Here is a 16,608-nt window from a genome sequence, read left to right as displayed (position 1 = left end):
CACGTTGTGAAGGTGATCCTGACGACGGACTGACCTGGCGGGCAGGGCCACGGCAGGCTCCGCGGGCGGGCCGTCCCGCACACATCCATCCCACGTGCCGTGACGTGTCGGAGCGCAACGGCCCGGCCGTCACGCCGGGATGCGGACCACTCAGGTCCCGGCAGCCGACTGGGCCTCGGCAGCGGCCCGGCACAGCCGGCGCAGCCGGACCACGCCGAGGTCGTGCCGGGGCAGGTTCTCCTGCTGGTCGGCGTCCGCGGGCATGGCCTCCAGTCGTCCGGGAAAGGGACACGGACGACCGCCGGGTCGTCTCCTCGCGTCTCACCGACAAGGGGCCGGCGACGGTGGACACCGTGTTCGCCGAGCACCTGGACAACGAGAGCCGGATGCCGGCCGGACTCTCGCCGAGCGAGCGCCGCCAGCCCGCGCGGTTGCTGCGCAAGCTGGAGAGCTCGATTCCCGCCTCCGACGAGGAGGAGTCCGGCTCGGCGGTGTGAGGCCGCCGGCTGGACGGAGCGCACCGCAGGGGCAGCGGCCTGAGCCGTCGGGGGCGTCGCTCCGTCGGCGCGCGCCTCCTCAGGCTGTGAGGCGCCGACCGACGCGCTGACAGCCGATTCCCCAGGGGCAGTTGGGCCGCGTTCCGCCACGGCGCACGAAGTACGCTTGCGCCGTGACGATGCACCGGAGCGTCGATGTGAGTGTCGACGCGATGATCGAGGACCTCAGGACACTCGTCGAGACCGAGTCTCCCTCGCGCGACCTCGATGCCCTGACGGCTTCGGCGAGAGCCGTCGCCGCTGTCATCGAGAGCCGCCTCGGCGGGCACGCCCGCCTCGTCGAGAGCGAGGCCGGGCCGCATGTCCACTGGTCGGCCGGTGGCGACCCCGAAGTGCTGATCCTCGGTCACCACGACACGGTGTTTCCGCTCGGAACGCTGGAACGCCGCCCGTTCACGGTCGAGAACGGACATGCCACCGGCCCCGGGGTCTTCGACATGCTGGGGGGTGTGGTCCAGGCCGTTCACGGCCTGGCCACGCTGGCTGACCGGTCGGGCGTCGAGATCCTGGTGACGGCCGACGAAGAGGTCGGTTCACGCTCCTCTCGCGCTCTCGTCGAAGAACGAGCCCTCGCCTGCGGCGCCGTCCTCGTGCTGGAAGGCGCCGCTGACGGCGGCGCACTGAAGACCGGCCGCAAGGGGTGCGGCACGTTCGAGGTCTCCGTCACGGGCCGGGCGTCGCACGCGGGCCTTGAGCCCGCGGCCGGGATCAACGCCCTGATCGAGGCATCGCACCAGGTACTGGACATCGCGGCGCTCGCCCGGCCCGACATCGGCACGACCGTCACCCCGACCGTCGCGTCCGCCGGAACCCTGGACAACGTCGTTCCCGCACAGGCGACCGTCGTCGTCGACGTGAGGGTCGAGTCGGCCGACGAGCAGGAACGCATCGAATCCGCCTTCGCGGCACTGACTCCCCATCTCGACGGGGCGCAGATCACGGTGCGGGGAGCCGTCGGCCGGCCACCGATGCCCGAGTCGGCGTCGGCCGAGCTCTTCGCGGTGGCGAAGAAGCTGCTTCCCGGCCTGGAAGGCACGGCGGTCGGCGGCGGAAGTGACGGCAACTTCACGGCCGCGCTGGGCGTGCCGACGCTCGACGGCCTCGGGGCGGTCGGAGGCGGCGCCCACGCCGACCACGAGTACCTGGTGATCGAGGCCATGGCCGAGCGGGAGAACCTGGTCGCCGGACTGGTGCACGCGTTGAGGAACGCAGGGGAGAACGAGGACCCGCGCGACCGGTGAGCGATCGCACGGGGCCGTGACCCCCGCGACGGGGTCAGCCGGGCCGGCCGCGGCCGGTGAGCAGGTCGCGCAGGTGGTCCACCATGCTGGCGCCGGGTGCGAGGATCTTGTTCGCCGGCGGGTTGTCGGGAGCGGACGGGTGCGGCAGGGGCGGAGCCGCCTTCTTCGCGGAGCGGATCCGCTCGCCGAGTTCGTCGAGCGCGGTGGCGGGGCAGGCGTCGGCCAGCAGGGGAAACAGGCGGTTCTCCTCGTCCTCGACGTGAGAGGTGACCGACGTCCTGAGGCGGCCGAGGAGCGTGTCGAACCGGTCGTCGACGGGTCGGCAGCTCTCCAGTTCCTTGAGCATGCGCTCGACCTCGGCGTGGTCGTCGAGTTCCTTGTCGGCCAGGTCGTCGCCGCCGTCCACGTACCGGCGCACCGCCGGGTAGAGGTACTCCTCCTCGGCGACCGAGTGCCGCACCAGCTCCATGGTGAGCCGGTCGGCGAGCTCCCGTCGCTTCCCGTCGGCCGTCGGCAGCCCTTCGATCTTCTCGAACAGCGCATCGACCTCGCGGTGGTCCGCGGTCAGTTCCTCGATGACGTTTCCGCCGTGTGCCATGACGCCTCCCTGTCCTTGGTGACGGGCACCGGCCGCACCGGTCCGGGACGAATCGGTGACGTCGTCCACGTCGATGGGCGGAGCGGCGAGCCCACACAACCGTTACCCCGCCGCCCACGGTCGGCGGTGAGCCCAATCGGGTCGCATTCGGTTCCGGTGCCGCGGTGGGCGGGGCGAGACCCGGAATCGTCCGGGACAGGAAACTTGAAACGCTAACAAGCGACTCGTCGGGTCTGTAGGCTTCTGCCGCTCATCACACTATTGAGGGGGGACCTCACGTGCGCACCCATGCCGTCATCGCCGCGGCCGTCACGGCCGGAACGCTCGCCGCTCTGACCGCGAGCCCGGCCCAGGCAGCCGAATACTCCTCCGCGCTCAAGCTCCGCGGCGTCCAGTACGACGCACCGGGCAGAGACTCCAACAGCTGCTCGACCGGCAACACGGACGAGGAGTACCTGACCATCAAGAACTACTCGTCGTCGGTGACGGTCAACCTGCGGGGCTACTACGTCAAGGACGCTGCCGGCAACCGCTTCACCTTCACCGCCAACCACTACCTGCAGCCCGGCGACTACGTGAGGGTCCGTGGCGGCAACGGCACGGACTCCGACGCCGGCAACGTCGTCTACCGCGACAACTGCAACTTCATATGGAACAACGACGGGGACACGATCTACTTCTACAAGCCGTCGGGCAGCCGCGCCGACGTGCACTCCTACACCAAGAGCGCGAACGACCGCGACGGCAACGGCTACATCACGTTCCACTGAGACGTGACGACTGCGCGAGCCGTCCGCTCGTGGGCTCCCACTCCGCCGAGCCGGGCCCGCGGCTGACGGCTTCGCCGCCATCGGACATCAACAGCGCGTACGCGTACTCTCGTTGACGCCACTTCGCTCCAGCCGGGGAAGCCGGTGCGAGGCAGTGCCCGACGGCACGCCGGCCTCATGATGTTCCACACGACCAACGGACAACGTAAGGGTGCTCGTGCGCAGACTCGTCTACTACATCGCCTCGACCATCGACGGTTTCATCGCGGGACCGGACGGTGCCGACCCCACCGGCCCGGACGGCTTCTGGCCGATCTCCGAGGACTACGTGCAGCACCTCGTCACCGAGTACCCGGAGACCCTCCCCGGCCCGGCCAGGGCCGCGCTGTCCGTCACGGCGGGCGGCACACGTTTCGACACCGTTCTCGAAGGGCGCCGCTCCTACGAGATCGGCCTCCACGCCGGCGTCACCGACGCCTACCCGCACCTGCGGCACCTGGTGTTCTCCCGCACTCTGACGCAGAGCCCGGACCCCGCCGTGGAACTCGTCGCCGGGGACCCGGTCGAGAAGGTACGGGAGCTGAAGCAGCAGGAGGGCAAGGACATCTGGCTGCTCGGCGGTGGAGAACTGGCCGGCGCGCTCTACTCCGAGATCGACGGGCTGATCGTCAAACTGGGCCCGCTGACCATCGGCACCGGGATACCGCTCTTCTCCCACAAGGCCGGTTTCGATCCGCGCACGTGGGAACTCACGGACCACACCGTCCTGAAGAGCGGGGCGGTGTTCCTCACCTACGCCCGGAACGCCTCGGCGTAAGGCCGGCCCGCCCGCGCCCCGGCGCGGCGGGGGAGCCTCCGCAGCGGCCCTGACCGTCGACATCCGTCGCCGGCTCAGGGCCGTGACGCTTTGTCGCCGTGCACGGCGGTGTACTCGGCCGCGAGCCAGGGACCCAGGTGGTCGATGAGCAGGCTCAGCACCTCGGGGTCGGCCGAGGGCGCGCGGCCGGCGGCCGCGGCCAGGCGCATCTGTTCGCAGCGCTCGGGGTAGTAACGGCCGAAGAGTTCGGCCGACTCCCCGAGGTCGCTGGTCCAGCCGCCCCAGCGGGGCATGATCAGGGTGAAGCCGCTGCGGACGATCTTGCGGCCGACGATCCGGCTGAGGCCCCTTCGGCCGGCGTCCGTCACCGCCTCGGCCGCGCGCGCACGCCACCGCGGGAGCACGCGGGGGAGGTCACCGTTCGTCTCACGGGCGAGCAGGCTCGTCGGGCGGTAGCGGGGAAGGTGTTCGCCGAGGTCGCTGCCCAGCAGCGGTGTGCACAGGCAGGCCACGAAGAAGCCTCCGTCATGGCGTTCGCGTTCGCTGAGCAGGGTGTGCGCGCTCGACATGAGGATGCCGACGCCGTTGATCTGAGGGAAGGAACGGTCGAGTGCGGCCTCGATCGTTCCGGCACCGATGCGATCGGCCTTGGTGGGTTCGTCACGGAGGGCGAGGAGCAGGTCGAGATCGGAGACACCGGGGACGGCGGTGCCGCGGGGGATGCTGCCGTAGAGGTAGGCGCTGTGCAGCCGGTCGCCGGGGAACTTCTCGGTGATCTGAGCGCGGGCGGCATCGACGACGGGTACGAAGGCGTCCGGCACCCGGCTCGACGAGCCTTCCCTCGCGATGGTCCCGTCGCTCTCCAGCCCTCGTCCACTCATGGGTTCACAGTGCCTCGTGCCGCCGCGCCGCGCCGAGTGGATTTCCCGTGGCGCCGGACGTCGCGGTGGGGCCCGGAGCGGCGACGTCGGTCCGTGCGGCGGTGGTTCAGCGGCGGCGGTGCTCCCTGCGCCGGACGAACTTCAGTCCCGACCAGTCCTCGCCCAGCGCGGCGACCTTCACGTCGACGACGCCGAGGGGCAGGAACAGCTCACGCAGGGCGTTCTCGTCGATGTCGCTGTCGTGACCGCCTGCCCGGCGCGGCCAGGCGATCCACAGCGCGGCCGGGTCCGCGAGAGTGCCGACCAGACCGGGTGCCTCGGCCGCGAGTTCGGAGTGCGTGCGGTAGAAGGCCACGGTGACATCGGCGCCGTCGGTGCCGTCGTCGGCGAAAGTCACACCTTCCGGCAGGCCGGGGATCTCCCAGCCCGGCGGGCGGTGAGCCGCGTGGACCCGCTGGCCCGGTCTGACCCCGATTTTCCTCGCGAGGGGCGTTCCCGAGTGGCCCGTGCTCGTCATTTCCTCAGGACGTCGGCGACGGCGACGGCCGGCTCGCCACGACCGGAATGTTGAACACGTTGTCGGGGGTGACGATGCGCGTGATCGCCTCGCCGAAGAGGGTGCTGGGCTCCGTTTCGCCCTGCAGGATGTCCGTGTTGATGAGCACGACCAGCGTGGCCTGCGACTCGGGAAGGTAGATGGTGAGGGACTCGTAGCCGGGCAGGGAGCCGTTGTGGCCGATCCAGCCCTGGATGTCGAAGATGCCCAGCCCGTAGCCGGCGCCCGGAATAGAGGTCGGCTCCGTCTTGAGGCGCTGTTCCTGCGTCTCGCGGGACAGCAGGGTGCCCGTGGCGACGGTACGCGCCCAACTGCGCAGGTCCCGCAGCGTGGAGACCATCGCCCCGGCCGCCCAGGCCCATGAGGGATTCCAGTCCACCGTGTCCTCGACCTTCCCCGAGGCCGTCTGGTTGGTGTAGCCGTGGGCGTGCGGGCTGGGGAACTCCGCGCCGGTCGGGAAGACGGTGTGGCGCAGTCCGGCCGGCTTCACGACCCGCTGGTCGACGAACTCGTTCAGTGGCATGCCGCCGACCTTCTCCACCACCAGGCCGAGCAGGATCAGGTTGGTGTTGCTGTACTCGAACTCCTCACCGGGCTGGAACTGCACCGGGTGCTTGAAGGCGTAGTCCAGCAACTGCTGGGGGGTGAAGGGCTTCTCCGGATCGGAGACCAGTGCTTTGACGAAGCCCTCGTCCATGGAGTAGTTGAACAGCCCGCTGCGCATGCTCGCCAGGTTGCGCAAGGTGATCCTGTCCCCGTTGGGAACCCCCTTGATGTACTTGTCGATCGGATCGTTCAGACCCACCTTGCCCTCGTCGACCAGTTCGAGCAGTGCGGTCACGGTGAAGGTCTTGGTCTCGCTGCCGATACGCATGTACAGGTTCGGCTCCATGGGAGCGCCGGTGGCCTTGTCGGCGATGCCGAAGGTCCGGACGTAACTCCCCTTGCCGGGCGCCGACAGACTGACCATCACGCCGGGCACATTCGCCTCGCGCATGACCTGCCGGACCGCGGTGTCCAGACGTGCGGCGACGGCCGGGCTGAGCTCGGGGAAGTCGTTGTCGCCGGAGGCCGGCGCGGAGACGGGCGGCCCCACCGCCGGTGCGGCGCCGTACGCGCTTCCTGTGGACACCGGCACCGTCAGCATCGCGGCCGCGGCCATTGCCACGCATGCCCTGCGCCAGCGCATCTGCGAATACCTCACGGGCAGACCTCCTGCCAGGCGAGGACGTCCGGACGAGGACGCCCTGATGAGGACATCACTCCTCCTCCACGCTAGGCCCGCCGCCCAGGCCACGCATGGTGGCACCCGGGTTGCGTGCCTCGCGAAAGCGTGCACGCGGTGCGTGCCTTGCGTGGCTGCCGCCGTCTCCGCAGGGCGCCCGTCCCCGCGGAGACGGCGGCCGACGCGCCCCACAGGGTCCGGGCGGCCGAAGCCGGGTCCGACCCGGCCCGGCCGTGCGAGGACGAGTAGCCGGACGACGCCGGCCGGGCGACGATGGAGGATGGGACGGACGCAGGGCCCGGCCTCTTCGGCCTTCCCGTCCGTCGCGACAGCCGTGGGGAGTTCCGCCGCCTCTATCCGCGCAGGGGCCCACCGCTTTCCTCATCCGGCCGGACGGGTGTCTGGGCCTGCGTCTGGCCGCCCAGGACACTCAGGAGCTGTCCGCGTACGTGTCCGGGGTGTTTGGTTCACCACACCGCCGGTGACTGTCGCGATCCAGCTGTCCGTGGGGAGAGAGCAAGGCGGCCCGGCACGACCGCGCCCGCATTGCCTGGCGCTCCGTCAGCTCATCGGGACATCGAGGTCCGGACAGCCCTCAAGATGAAGCCCCGCATCTCAGCTGAAGATGTCCAGGAGGTCCGGCCCGGAGCCGTCGGCGGTGGGGCGGACCCGCACCGGGCGCGGCTCCGGATAGGTTGCCGCTGCGGCCCTCGCGCGGACGATCTCCGGGCCGCCGCACGCCGCGACCGCGAAGGCGCCGAAGACCTTGGCGAACGCGGCCGGGTCGCGAAACTCCACGCCGAACGCCCGGCCGTCCCGCAGCGGCACCCACACCACCCGGTCGATCCGTATCCACTCCAGCACCGGCTGGTCGTCCGCGGTCGACCGCCCCTCCAGCCAGAGCCGCGCCACGTGCAGGAGGTTCACCTCCTCCATCGGCAGCCGCTTGCGCCGTACACGCAGTTCACGCGTCGTCAGCGTGACCCGCTGGTCCTTCTTCGGATACCAGACGACGCCGACCCCGAACGGCGCCCACAGCAGGATCCCGATCATCGGCCAGACCAGAGCGTCGCCCCACGATCGGAGCAGCCCGCCGTCCAACAGGTACAGGGCCCCGAAGACCAGAACCCACTTCGCCGTCATCCGCCAGAACCCACTGCCTTGCCGGTACAGGACCCGCCGCTTCCTCGTCATCGCCATGGCGCCACGCTATCCGCCGCCCCGCAGCTCCCGACAAAGCCGGCTGTCCGTCAAAGTCACTCGGCCTTCGGTGTGCTCGTGACCATGGTGGGGGCCGCGTGGTCGGGGGGCCGGGTCGGGGGCCACGGCTCTCCTCATAAGGAATCCAAGTTGTCGGGCACGATGGGGGCGATCTGCTGGGTGTCGAAGTCCGCCAGGCCTTCCTCCACCGTGTTGCGGGCCGCGGGGTGCGAGCGAGGCTTGAGTCGGCGGACCAGCTCACGAACGCCGATCTCCCGGGGCGACGCCGGCCGCATGGACGGCCCGTGAGGACACGACCGCGTGCTCAGCAGGCTGAGGTCTCTGGGCGGGAACCGCACGCGCCAGGGGAATCCCACGGGTTCACACGGGAGTTCCATCTGCCCAGAGCCATGAAGCCACAGGCAGACGAATTCCGTCGGTGGCCCTCAGGCCCTGTGGTAGAGGGTGGTGAGCAGTTCGACCGCGGCCTGGGTGGCGGGGTGCGGATCCTCCCGCCACCAGGCGAGCCGTACGGCGATGGGTTCGACGTCGCGGACGGGACGGTAGACGACGCCTGGCCTCGGATACTGGTTGGCGGTCGACTCCGCGGTCATTCCGACGCAACGGCCGGTGGAGATCAGGGTGAGCCAGTCGTCCACGTCGTGCGTCTCCTCGGTCGCGGGGCGGGCCTCCGGCGGCCACAGCTCCGTCGTCGTGGTGCCGGTCCGCCGGTCGACGAGGAGGACGCGTCCGCTGAAATCGGCGAGTCGGACCGAGCGGCGGCGGGCCAGCGGGTCGTCGGAGGCCATGGCGCACATGCGCCGCTCCAGCCCCACGATGGCCGCGTCGAACCGGCGCTCGTCCAGCGGCCTGCGCACCACGGCCAGGTCGCAGGCTCCCTCCGCCAGCCCGGCCGTGGCGGAATGGACGCGGACGAGGTGCAGCTCGGTCTTTGGGTGCGCGGCCGCCCAACGGCGCTGGAACGCCAGCGTATGGCGGCCGACAGCCGACCACGCATATCCGATCCGCAGCAGTGTGTGACCGGACGTCGCCTCCCGGACCAGGTCCTCCACCTCGCCGAGCACCCGGCGCGCGTGGGCCACCACGCGCAGTCCCGTCGCCGTCGGGGCCACCTCACGAGAGGTCCGCCGCAACAGCCGTGCGCCCAGGGCGACTTCGAGAGAGGCCAGGGTGCGCGAGACCGCCGCCTGGGAGACGCCGAGCGCGATGGCGGCATCGGTGAAGGTGCCCTCGTCGACGATCGCGACGAGACAACGCAGCTGCCGCAGTTCCACATCCATGACTCAAGCGTATAGATGCCTCGGCCTGTGCATTTTGCGCATCACTCACGGCAGCTCATGATCGCGGCATGCACGCAGCGCCCGACTCAGCCCCCGCAGCAGTCGCGTCCTCGCACCCTCAGACCGCTTCGGTACCATCCGCGCCCGGACCCGGCGGCCGTTCCCTGGCCGGCGTGGCCACCATGGTCGGCAGTGGCCTGTCCAACCAGATCGGCGCCGCGACCGGCTCCCTCGCCTTTCCGGTTCTCGGCCCCGTCGGCGTCGTCGCGGTGCGCCAGTACGTCGCCGCGATCGTCCTGCTCGCCATCGGCCGGCCCCGACTGCGCGACTTCACGTGGCGGCAGTGGCGACCGGTGATCCTGCTGGCCGTCGTGTTCGGCACGATGAACCTGTCCCTCTACAGCGCCATCGAGCGCATCGGCCTCGGCCTGGCGGTGACCCTGGAGTTCCTCGGACCGCTCGCCATCGCCCTGGCCGCCACGCGCCGGCGCGTAGACCTGTGCTGCGCGGTGATCGCCGCAGCGGGCGTCGTCACCCTCATGCGCCCGCAGCCTTCCACCGACTACCTCGGGATGGGCCTGGGCCTGCTGGCCGCCGTCTGCTGGGCGTCGTACATCCTGCTGAACCGCACCGTCGGCAGCCGCGTGCCCGGAGCGCAGGGCACCGCGGCCGCCGCCGGCCTGTCCGCGCTGATGTTCCTGCCGGTCGGTCTGGTCCTCGTCCTCCGATACCCACCGACGGCGGAGGCGGTCGGCTGTGCCGTCGCCGCGGGCATTCTGGCCTCGGCCGTGCCGTACCTCGCGGACCTGCTCACCCTCCGCCGCGTACCGGCCCAGGCCTTCGGGCTCTTCATGAGCATCCACCCCGTACTCGCCGCCCTGGTCGGATGGATCGTCCTCGGTCAGAACCTCGGCTGGACGGAGTGGGCCGCCGTCGGAGCCATCGTCACCGCCAACACACTCAGCATCCTCACGTCGCGCACCTGACCCCGGGCGGCGGCACGTCAGGGCCGAGGCGGGCGGTCGGTGCCGTGGCGGTCCGGCCGTTGCGCGGAGGTAAGTGGGACACTCCAAGCGCTCCCCATGGAGTGGTGGGCGAGAGCCTCCGCGGTCGAAGCTGTCCCAGGGCGGAGTGTGTTCGCCGCCCTTGCGGAGGCCGGCCCCGCGGGTGGCGTTTCGGTGCCTGACGGCCGGCAAGGGATCCTCGAGCCCCTGGGAGGGACTTGTGGCAGACGTATGGGTGCTCCACCGCACCCCGGCCCCGGCCACGGACATGTCGGCGGCCTCCTCCGTCCTCGTACGGGCCGACACGATCAGCCTGCTGCGTGCGAACGAGTACAGCGTCAAGGCCGGGCAGCACGGCGCGACGACCGTGGTGCTCGCCGACTCCGTGGAGGGGGCCGACGTGCTTCCGCTCGACTTCCACATCGAGCTCGTCGCCGCCGTCGCCCGGGCGCGACGGGCAGCGCGGGACGGCGACCAGGACCAGGTCGTCGTCGCCGAACCCGGCCGGACCGGCGGATGGGAGTGGAACGTACAGCCGCTCGCCGAGCTGAGCTGAAGCCGTGCCGCGCCGACGGCTCCGCCGGGCTCGGTCGTTGACACGGTCGTCGATCGCTTGGGGCGCCTCGACCACCTCGCCGGTGGGAAGGAAAGGACGACCGTCCCCCGCCCTCCGGCTCCACGACACCCCGGGGCGCCGGCCGTCGGAACCAAGCACCTGCGCGCTCGTCGACCGCCTGCCCGGCGAGCGCATCGCGCCGCAGGCGAGCCCAGGCCCGCCTGCGGCGCGATGCGGTCCGGGACGAGGTGTCAGCCGCCCATGCGGGTGCGGAGCAGCTGCTTGCCCAGCTCGGCTCCCTTGCGGCTGTCGGCCTGGGCCTTGCGGAAGAGCTCCGCGACTTCGCCGTCGTTCTCGCGTTCCGCGTCCTGGATGTACGTCTCCAGTCGCAGAGCGTTGCTCAGACAGTTCTCGACGTACCAGACCAGGTTGTAGTCCTTGTCCTTGGTACCGGTGACCCCGCCCGATTCGGTGTTGGTCGCCATGGTGGACCCGCCCTTCGGTTCGGTGGATGGATGAGGCGCACGTCCGTCGGTGCTCACCCCCGGGTAACCGTCCCGGCTTCCGCTATGCGCTCATTCGCCGGCCGGCAGCGCGCCGGGGCAGGGCACCGACCGGGACCGTGCGCTGTTGGAGCACCCGCCCCTCATGCCGCCGCTTCGCTCCCGAAACGGGGCGTCGTGTGGTCCGCCGGACCCGGCGGCCCGGTGAGGACGCCCCCGCTGCGGCGCAGGACGGCGTACCCGAGGCCGATGCCGATGGCCACGGGCCATTCGATGACGTCCGCGGCCCCCAGGACGCCGAGACCGACGTAGAGGGGCAGCCCCCGCTTGGCGGGCAGCACCTGGCGGGCGACGGCCACGGGCAGCAGGGCCGCGTTGAGGGCACCGCTCGCCACGCGGTCGAGCGAGGGAACGGTGAGGGTGATCGTGCGCTGCGACCGGCCGGACTCCTGCTGGCCGGGTGGGACTTCCTGCCCGCCGGGGGCCGTGTCCTCACCCGGAGGGGACGAGCGGTCGTCGGGGTTCGTCATGGCGGTCACGACTCTCACCTCACTAGAGTTCTCGGTCCGCCGGAGACATATAGGCCCGTGTTCCCCGAATGCCGCGTCTCATTGTCTGGATGAGACTGGGATTCGTCGGGTTCACCGCATGGCAGCGCTCCGGTGGAGGGAGGTACGGCCCATGTCGCCCCAGCCGGCTTCACCGATGTGGGGAGCGTCCTTGCTGGGGCCGCTCGCGTCCCACGTGGTGTCAGGGGTCGCGGCAGGTGTGCGCGGGGCGGCGGGCCTGGTCGGACAGCTTCTGGGTCCGCCGAGCCGTGAGGTGTCATGGTGCCCCGGACGCTGTTACATCGAGGTCCACGGGGTCCACGGGGCGGAGGGCACCAGGGTCGCGCGACGGGTGGAGCGGTCGCTGGAGGAACACCCCCGGGTGCTGTGGGCGCGGGTGAACGCGCCGTCCGAGCGGGTGGTGGTCGCCGTCGCGTCGCCCCCACCGGCCGAGCGCGAGCTGGTCGAACGCGTGGAGCGCGCGGAGGGCGACCACGCGGCGGACGCGGAGGCGTTCGACGAGTGGCAGCCGGAGCCGCATCACCCGGCCGAGGGCACACCGTCCGACTCCATGTCGGCCCTGGCCGCCGACGCGGTGGCCCTGGGCATCGCGACGGCTCGCCGGATCGCCCCGTGGTTCTCGCTGCCGCCCGAGGTGGCGGCCGTGACCGCCGCTGTGCAGCGCCACCCGCGGCTGCGCCACCTGATCGACGGGCTGGACGGTGTGCCGGAGCGGGCCGATTCGGTCCTGCCCGTGGTCACCGCCCTGGTACAGGGTGTGGCGACACGCGGCGGCGGCATCGCGCTCGACGTCCTCCAGCGCCTCGCCGGATGGCGGGAGGCCAACGCCGAACGCGCGGCCTGGCAGGAGGCCCAGCCGCGACTGGTGCGCAGTCCGGAGGAGGCGGCGGCCGACGCGGTGATGCGCGAGCGACCCGGCCCGCTGCCGCAGGACGGGGCAGACCGCTACGCGGAGACCTCCATGGCCGTCGGCGCCCTGGCCGGCCTCGCCGTGCTGCCCTTCGCCGGTCCCCGGCGCGCCCTCGCCGTCGCCCTGGCCTCGGTGCCGACGGCGCCCGGCGCCGGCAGAGAGGGCTTCGCCACCACGTTCGGCAGGCATCTGGCGCTGCGTGGCGTCGTCACGATGGACCGCAGCGCGCTGCGGCGGCTGGGACAGGTCAACACCATCGTCCTCGACGAGGACGCGCTGCGCGGCAAACAGTACGAACCCGTCGACCTCGAGCTGCTGGGCGGCGCCGACCCGCGAGAGGTGTCCGAGCGGCTGTTCGCGCTGTTCGACCCGGACCGGCCCCTGGACGTGAACCGGGCGGAAGGATGGGTGCTGGGCCCGCTGCCCGAACTGGACCTGGCAGGCCCCAGCGGGCGGCGGGCCGAGGACAGGCTGCGGCGCCGCGACAGCGAGAAGGTGCTCGGCCTGGCCAAGGGCAGGCGACTGCTCGCGGTCGCGGGCCTGGCCACCCAGTCCGCCCCGGGCGCCGAGGCCGTCGCGGCGGCCGCCCGGCGCGCGGGAGCCCGCGTGGTGGTGGCCTCCGACCGTGACCGGCCGGGGCACTCGTTCGCCGACACCGTCGTGCCGGCCGGCAGCCGCCTGCCCGCATCCGTACGCACCCTGCAGGCCGACGGGGCCGTGGTGCTGCTGATCTCCGGCAACAGACGGGCGCTCGGCGCGGCCGACTGCGCGGTCGGCGTCCACGGCGACGACGAGCACACACCCTGGGGAGCGCACTTCCTGGTCGGGACCGACCTGGAAGCGGCAGGCATGATCGTGGACGCGGTCGGTACGGCCGCCCTGGTGGACCGCGACAGCCACCATCTGGCCGCCGGGGCCGGCGGCGTCGGCGCGGTGGCCGCGCTGCAGTCCGCGGGCCCACGGGCGACCGCACGCGCGATGGCCGTGAGCAACACCGCCGGCAGCGTGGCGTTCTGCCTCGGCGTCTGGCGCGCCCGGCAGCTGCTGGCCCGCCCCATGACCCCGCCCGTGGCCACCACCCCCTGGCACCTGATGCCGGCGGACCGCGTCCTCGAACGTCTGCGCACCCGACGTGAGGGACTGTCCGCGGACGAGGCCGGCGCGCGGCGCAGCGACTCCCCGACGGGCGAGCCGCCGAAGCTGAGCCTGCCGCACGCGTTCGTCGAGGAGCTGGCCAACCCGCTGACCCCCGTCCTCGCGGCCGGCGCCGCGCTCGCCACGGCGGTGGGTTCGCGCACCGACGCCGCGCTGGTCGCCGCGATCACCGCAACGTCCGCACTGGTGGGCGGCGTCCAGCGGGTACGCACCGAGCGCGCCCTCGCCGAACTCTTCGCCCGTTCCGCGATCGGCGCCCGGGTGCGCCGAGGCGGCCGCGAACGGCTGGTCACCGCCGGAGACCTGGTGCCCGGCGACATCGTCGTGCTGCTCCCCGAGGACGTCGTGCCCGCGGACTGCCGGCTTCTGGAAGCCGAAGGCCTCGAAGTCGACGAGTCCTCACTCACCGGCGAGTCCCTCGCCGTGGGAAAGGACCCCGCACCCGTGGTCTCGGCCCACATCACCGGCCGCCGCTCCATGCTGTACGAGGGCACCACGGTCTCGGCCGGCCGGGCGGTCGCCGTCGTGGTCGCCGTCGGAGCCGCCACGGAAGTCGGCCGCAGCCTGGCCACGGCCCGGCAGGCCGCACCCGAAACGGGCGTGGAGGCCCGGCTGACCTCCCTCACCCGGTCCAGCCTGCCCGTCGCCCTGGGCTCCGCCGCGGCGGTGGCCCTGTCCGGCGTTCTGCACGGACGACCCCTGACCGAGAACCTCGCATCGGCGGTCAACCTCGCCGTCGCCTCCGTCCCCGAAGGTCTGCCCTTCCTCGTCAACGCCGCCCAACTCGCGGCCGCCCGGCGCCTGGCCGACGCCGGCGCCCTGGTCCGCAACCCCCGCACCATCGAGGCGCTCGGCCGCGCCCAGGTGCTCTGCTTCGACAAGACGGGCACCCTCACCGAGGGAAAGCTTCAGCTCGCCGACGTCAGCGACGGCGAGCGCGCGCTTCCCGCCGACGCGCTGGACACCCGGTGCAAGGAAGTCCTCGCCGCCGCACTGCGCGCCACCCCGCCCGCCCGTCAGGCCGAACCGATGGCCCACCAGACCGACCGGGCCGTGACCGCAGGAGCCGGCCGGGCGAGGGTCTCCGCGTCCCTCGGGGCGCCCCGCTGGCGGCGCAGCGACACCCTCCCCTTCGAACCCGCCCGCGCCTATCACGCCACGACCGGGCACACCGCCCACGGCACGCTGCTCAGCGTGAAGGGCGCACCGGAGAACGTCCTGACCCGCTGCGCCCGCCGCCGGCCGCCGCACGGTGACGTCACCCCCCTCGACGAGGCGGCAGGCCAGGAACTGACCGCCGTGGCCGAGAGGCTCGCCGGGGCCGGCCGCCGCGTCCTCGCGGTCGCGGAACGCCGCATGGAACCCGGCGAGGACCTCACCGACGAGACCGTCCGCGACCTCGTCTTCCTCGGCTTCGTCACCCTCGCCGACCCCGTGCGCACCAGCGCGGCCCCCGCCACGGCCCGGCTGCACGAGGCCGGCGTCCAGACCGTCATGCTGACCGGCGACCACCCCGCCACCGCCGACGCCATCGCCTCCGTCATCAGCGACGTCACGGAACCCGAGGTGTGCACCGGCCCGGACATCGACCAGCTCGACGACGACGCCCTGGACGAACTCCTGCCGCACGTGGACGTCATCGCCCGCTGCAGCCCCCACCACAAGGTCCGTATCGTCCAGGCCTACCAGCGCCTCGGCCGTGTCGTCGCCATGACCGGCGACGGAGCCAACGACGCGCCCGCCATCCGGCTCGCCGACATCGGCATCGCACTCGGCCGCCGCGGCACGCCTGCCGCGACCGCCGCCGCCGACCTCGTCGTCGGCGACGACCGTCTGGAGACCATCGTCGCGGCCCTCATGGAGGGCCGGGCCATGTGGGCATCCGTCCGCGCCGCGCTCGGCATCCTCATCGGCGGGAACCTCGGAGAGGTCACCTTCAGCGTCCTCATCTCGGCCCTCACCGGCACCACCCCGCTCAACGCCCGCCAGATCATGCTGGTCAACCTGCTCACCGACCTCGCCCCCTCGCTCGCCATCGCCGTACGCGAACCAGCCGGCCAAGCCGGCGAACGGCTCCTCAAGGAGGGCCCGCACCGCTCCCTCGGCACCGCCCTCACCCACGAGATGCTGCTGCGCGGCGCCGTCACCGCGACCGGCGCGGCCCTGGCCTGGGGTGCGGCGCGCCTGACCGGCCGTGCACGGCGAGCCGGCACCGTCGCCCTCGCCGCCGTCGTCGGCACCCAGCTCGCCCAGACCCTCGTCACCGGCGGCACCGACCGCAACGTCCTGGCGGCGGGGCTCGGTTCCGCGGCCGTGCTCGTCGCCATCATCCAGACCCCCGGCATCAGCCAGTTCTTCGGCTGCACACCACTCGGACCGGTCGCCTGGGGCATCGCCCTCGGTGCGATCACCGCGGCCTCCCTCCTGGGTCTCGTCCTGTCCCCGCTCATCTCGTCGATGACCGAGCAGGCGGCCGCCGGGCAGGGGCCGGAGACCGACCGGCTCGTGTCCCCGGCCGCCGAGCCGCCGGGCGGGGAGGCGGAACGGGATCCGCGGCGGACGGCCGACGGGCGGCCTCGCGTCCGGCCCCCGAAGCCGGCGCCGCGACCGGGCACCCGCTGACGTCGCGGGAGGAGCCGGCCACGACAACGGCTCGGGCGCTCAAGTCGGCGACGCACCATGCCGGTTCCTGCGTACGGTCGTCGAGGGCAACGGATCGTGGTCGAGGGCGAACGGCGCGTGCAGCCCTGCGCCCGGCGTGCGTT

The 16,608-nt window shown here is 72.2% G+C and carries 15 protein-coding genes and 1 pseudogene; 7 read left to right on the top strand and 9 right to left on the bottom strand.

Features of this window, described 5'->3' with window-relative positions; all coding sequences use genetic code 11:
* Window positions 1–150 precede the first annotated feature (150 nt).
* A pseudogene (locus AB0K02_RS24925) lies at window positions 151–273 on the bottom strand (3-phenylpropionate dioxygenase); the annotation flags it as partial.
* Between the two features lie 71 nt (window positions 274–344).
* Here AB0K02_RS24925 and AB0K02_RS24920 point away from each other — a divergent pair.
* Both AB0K02_RS24920 and AB0K02_RS24915 read left to right on the top strand, forming a co-directional pair.
* Window positions 345–497 carry a hypothetical protein gene (locus AB0K02_RS24920; protein WP_365994741.1) on the top strand — a complete coding sequence of 51 codons (153 nt, stop codon included), beginning with the start codon at window positions 345–347 and terminating at the stop codon, window positions 495–497.
* Between the two features lie 173 nt (window positions 498–670).
* Window positions 671–1,798, top strand: a complete 1,128-nt coding sequence (locus tag AB0K02_RS24915) for a M20 family metallopeptidase (protein WP_365994740.1) — start codon at window positions 671–673, stop codon at window positions 1,796–1,798.
* A gap of 34 nt (window positions 1,799–1,832) precedes the next feature.
* Here the strand turns inward: AB0K02_RS24915 and AB0K02_RS24910 are convergent, their stop codons facing one another.
* Window positions 1,833–2,396 carry a hemerythrin domain-containing protein gene (locus tag AB0K02_RS24910; protein ID WP_365994739.1) on the bottom strand — a complete coding sequence of 188 codons (564 nt, stop codon included), beginning with the start codon at window positions 2,394–2,396 and terminating at the stop codon, window positions 1,833–1,835.
* A gap of 278 nt (window positions 2,397–2,674) precedes the next feature.
* Here AB0K02_RS24910 and AB0K02_RS24905 point away from each other — a divergent pair, with 278 nt between their 5' ends.
* Together AB0K02_RS24905 and AB0K02_RS24900 are read left to right on the top strand one after the other, a co-directional pair.
* The gene (locus AB0K02_RS24905; protein WP_365994738.1) at window positions 2,675–3,166 is read left to right on the top strand and encodes a lamin tail domain-containing protein; all 492 of its coding nucleotides are present in this window, start codon (window positions 2,675–2,677) and stop codon (window positions 3,164–3,166) included.
* A 217-nt stretch (window positions 3,167–3,383) separates the two neighbouring features.
* A complete protein-coding gene (locus tag AB0K02_RS24900) occupies window positions 3,384–3,983 on the top strand; it encodes a dihydrofolate reductase family protein (RefSeq protein ID WP_365994768.1) in 600 nt (199 codons plus the stop codon).
* Between the two features lie 74 nt (window positions 3,984–4,057).
* Here AB0K02_RS24900 and AB0K02_RS24895 read toward each other — a convergent pair whose 3' ends face one another.
* The 5 genes from AB0K02_RS24895 to AB0K02_RS24875 all read right to left on the bottom strand — a co-directional run bounded on the left by AB0K02_RS24895 (window position 4,058) and on the right by AB0K02_RS24875 (window position 9,146).
* The gene (locus AB0K02_RS24895) at window positions 4,058–4,864 is read right to left on the bottom strand and encodes a nucleotidyltransferase (RefSeq protein ID WP_365994737.1); all 807 of its coding nucleotides are present in this window, start codon (window positions 4,862–4,864) and stop codon (window positions 4,058–4,060) included.
* A gap of 106 nt (window positions 4,865–4,970) precedes the next feature.
* The gene (locus AB0K02_RS24890) at window positions 4,971–5,381 is read right to left on the bottom strand and encodes a DUF3052 domain-containing protein (RefSeq protein ID WP_365994736.1); all 411 of its coding nucleotides are present in this window, start codon (window positions 5,379–5,381) and stop codon (window positions 4,971–4,973) included.
* 4 nt (window positions 5,382–5,385) lie between these two features.
* Window positions 5,386–6,567, bottom strand: coding sequence for a serine hydrolase domain-containing protein (locus AB0K02_RS24885; RefSeq protein WP_365994767.1), 1,182 nt, complete (start codon window positions 6,565–6,567; stop codon window positions 5,386–5,388).
* 693 nt (window positions 6,568–7,260) lie between these two features.
* Entirely contained in the window at window positions 7,261–7,845 is a 585-nt protein-coding gene (locus AB0K02_RS24880; protein ID WP_365994735.1) for a hypothetical protein, read from the bottom strand.
* Window positions 7,846–8,291: 446 nt separating this feature from the next.
* A complete protein-coding gene (locus tag AB0K02_RS24875) occupies window positions 8,292–9,146 on the bottom strand; it encodes a LysR family transcriptional regulator (protein ID WP_365994734.1) in 855 nt (284 codons plus the stop codon).
* 68 nt (window positions 9,147–9,214) lie between these two features.
* Between AB0K02_RS24875 and AB0K02_RS24870 the strand changes: the two genes are divergently transcribed.
* Both AB0K02_RS24870 and AB0K02_RS24865 read left to right on the top strand, forming a co-directional pair.
* The gene (locus AB0K02_RS24870) at window positions 9,215–10,132 is read left to right on the top strand and encodes an EamA family transporter (protein ID WP_365994733.1); all 918 of its coding nucleotides are present in this window, start codon (window positions 9,215–9,217) and stop codon (window positions 10,130–10,132) included.
* Window positions 10,133–10,370: 238 nt separating this feature from the next.
* Window positions 10,371–10,706 (top strand): hypothetical protein, encoded by a 336-nt coding sequence (locus AB0K02_RS24865; protein WP_365994732.1) that lies wholly within the window; start codon window positions 10,371–10,373, stop codon window positions 10,704–10,706.
* A 251-nt stretch (window positions 10,707–10,957) separates the two neighbouring features.
* Here the strand turns inward: AB0K02_RS24865 and AB0K02_RS24860 are convergent, their stop codons facing one another.
* Both AB0K02_RS24860 and AB0K02_RS24855 read right to left on the bottom strand, forming a co-directional pair.
* Window positions 10,958–11,191, bottom strand: a complete 234-nt coding sequence (locus AB0K02_RS24860) for a hypothetical protein (RefSeq protein WP_365994731.1) — start codon at window positions 11,189–11,191, stop codon at window positions 10,958–10,960.
* 161 nt (window positions 11,192–11,352) lie between these two features.
* Window positions 11,353–11,748: a hypothetical protein gene (locus tag AB0K02_RS24855; protein ID WP_365994730.1), complete on the bottom strand. Its 396-nt coding sequence runs from the start codon at window positions 11,746–11,748 to the stop codon at window positions 11,353–11,355.
* A gap of 181 nt (window positions 11,749–11,929) precedes the next feature.
* Between AB0K02_RS24855 and AB0K02_RS24850 the strand changes: the two genes are divergently transcribed.
* A complete protein-coding gene (locus AB0K02_RS24850) occupies window positions 11,930–16,465 on the top strand; it encodes a cation-translocating P-type ATPase (protein WP_365994729.1) in 4,536 nt (1,511 codons plus the stop codon).
* The last annotated feature ends 143 nt before the right edge of the window (window positions 16,466–16,608 follow it).

Origin of the sequence: Streptomyces sp. NPDC049597 (genome assembly GCF_040675505.1) — a bacterium.
GTDB lineage: Bacteria > Actinomycetota > Actinomycetes > Streptomycetales > Streptomycetaceae > Streptomyces.
Note: the sequence above shows the minus strand (reverse complement) of the source record. Positions and strands in the feature narration are given on the sequence as shown.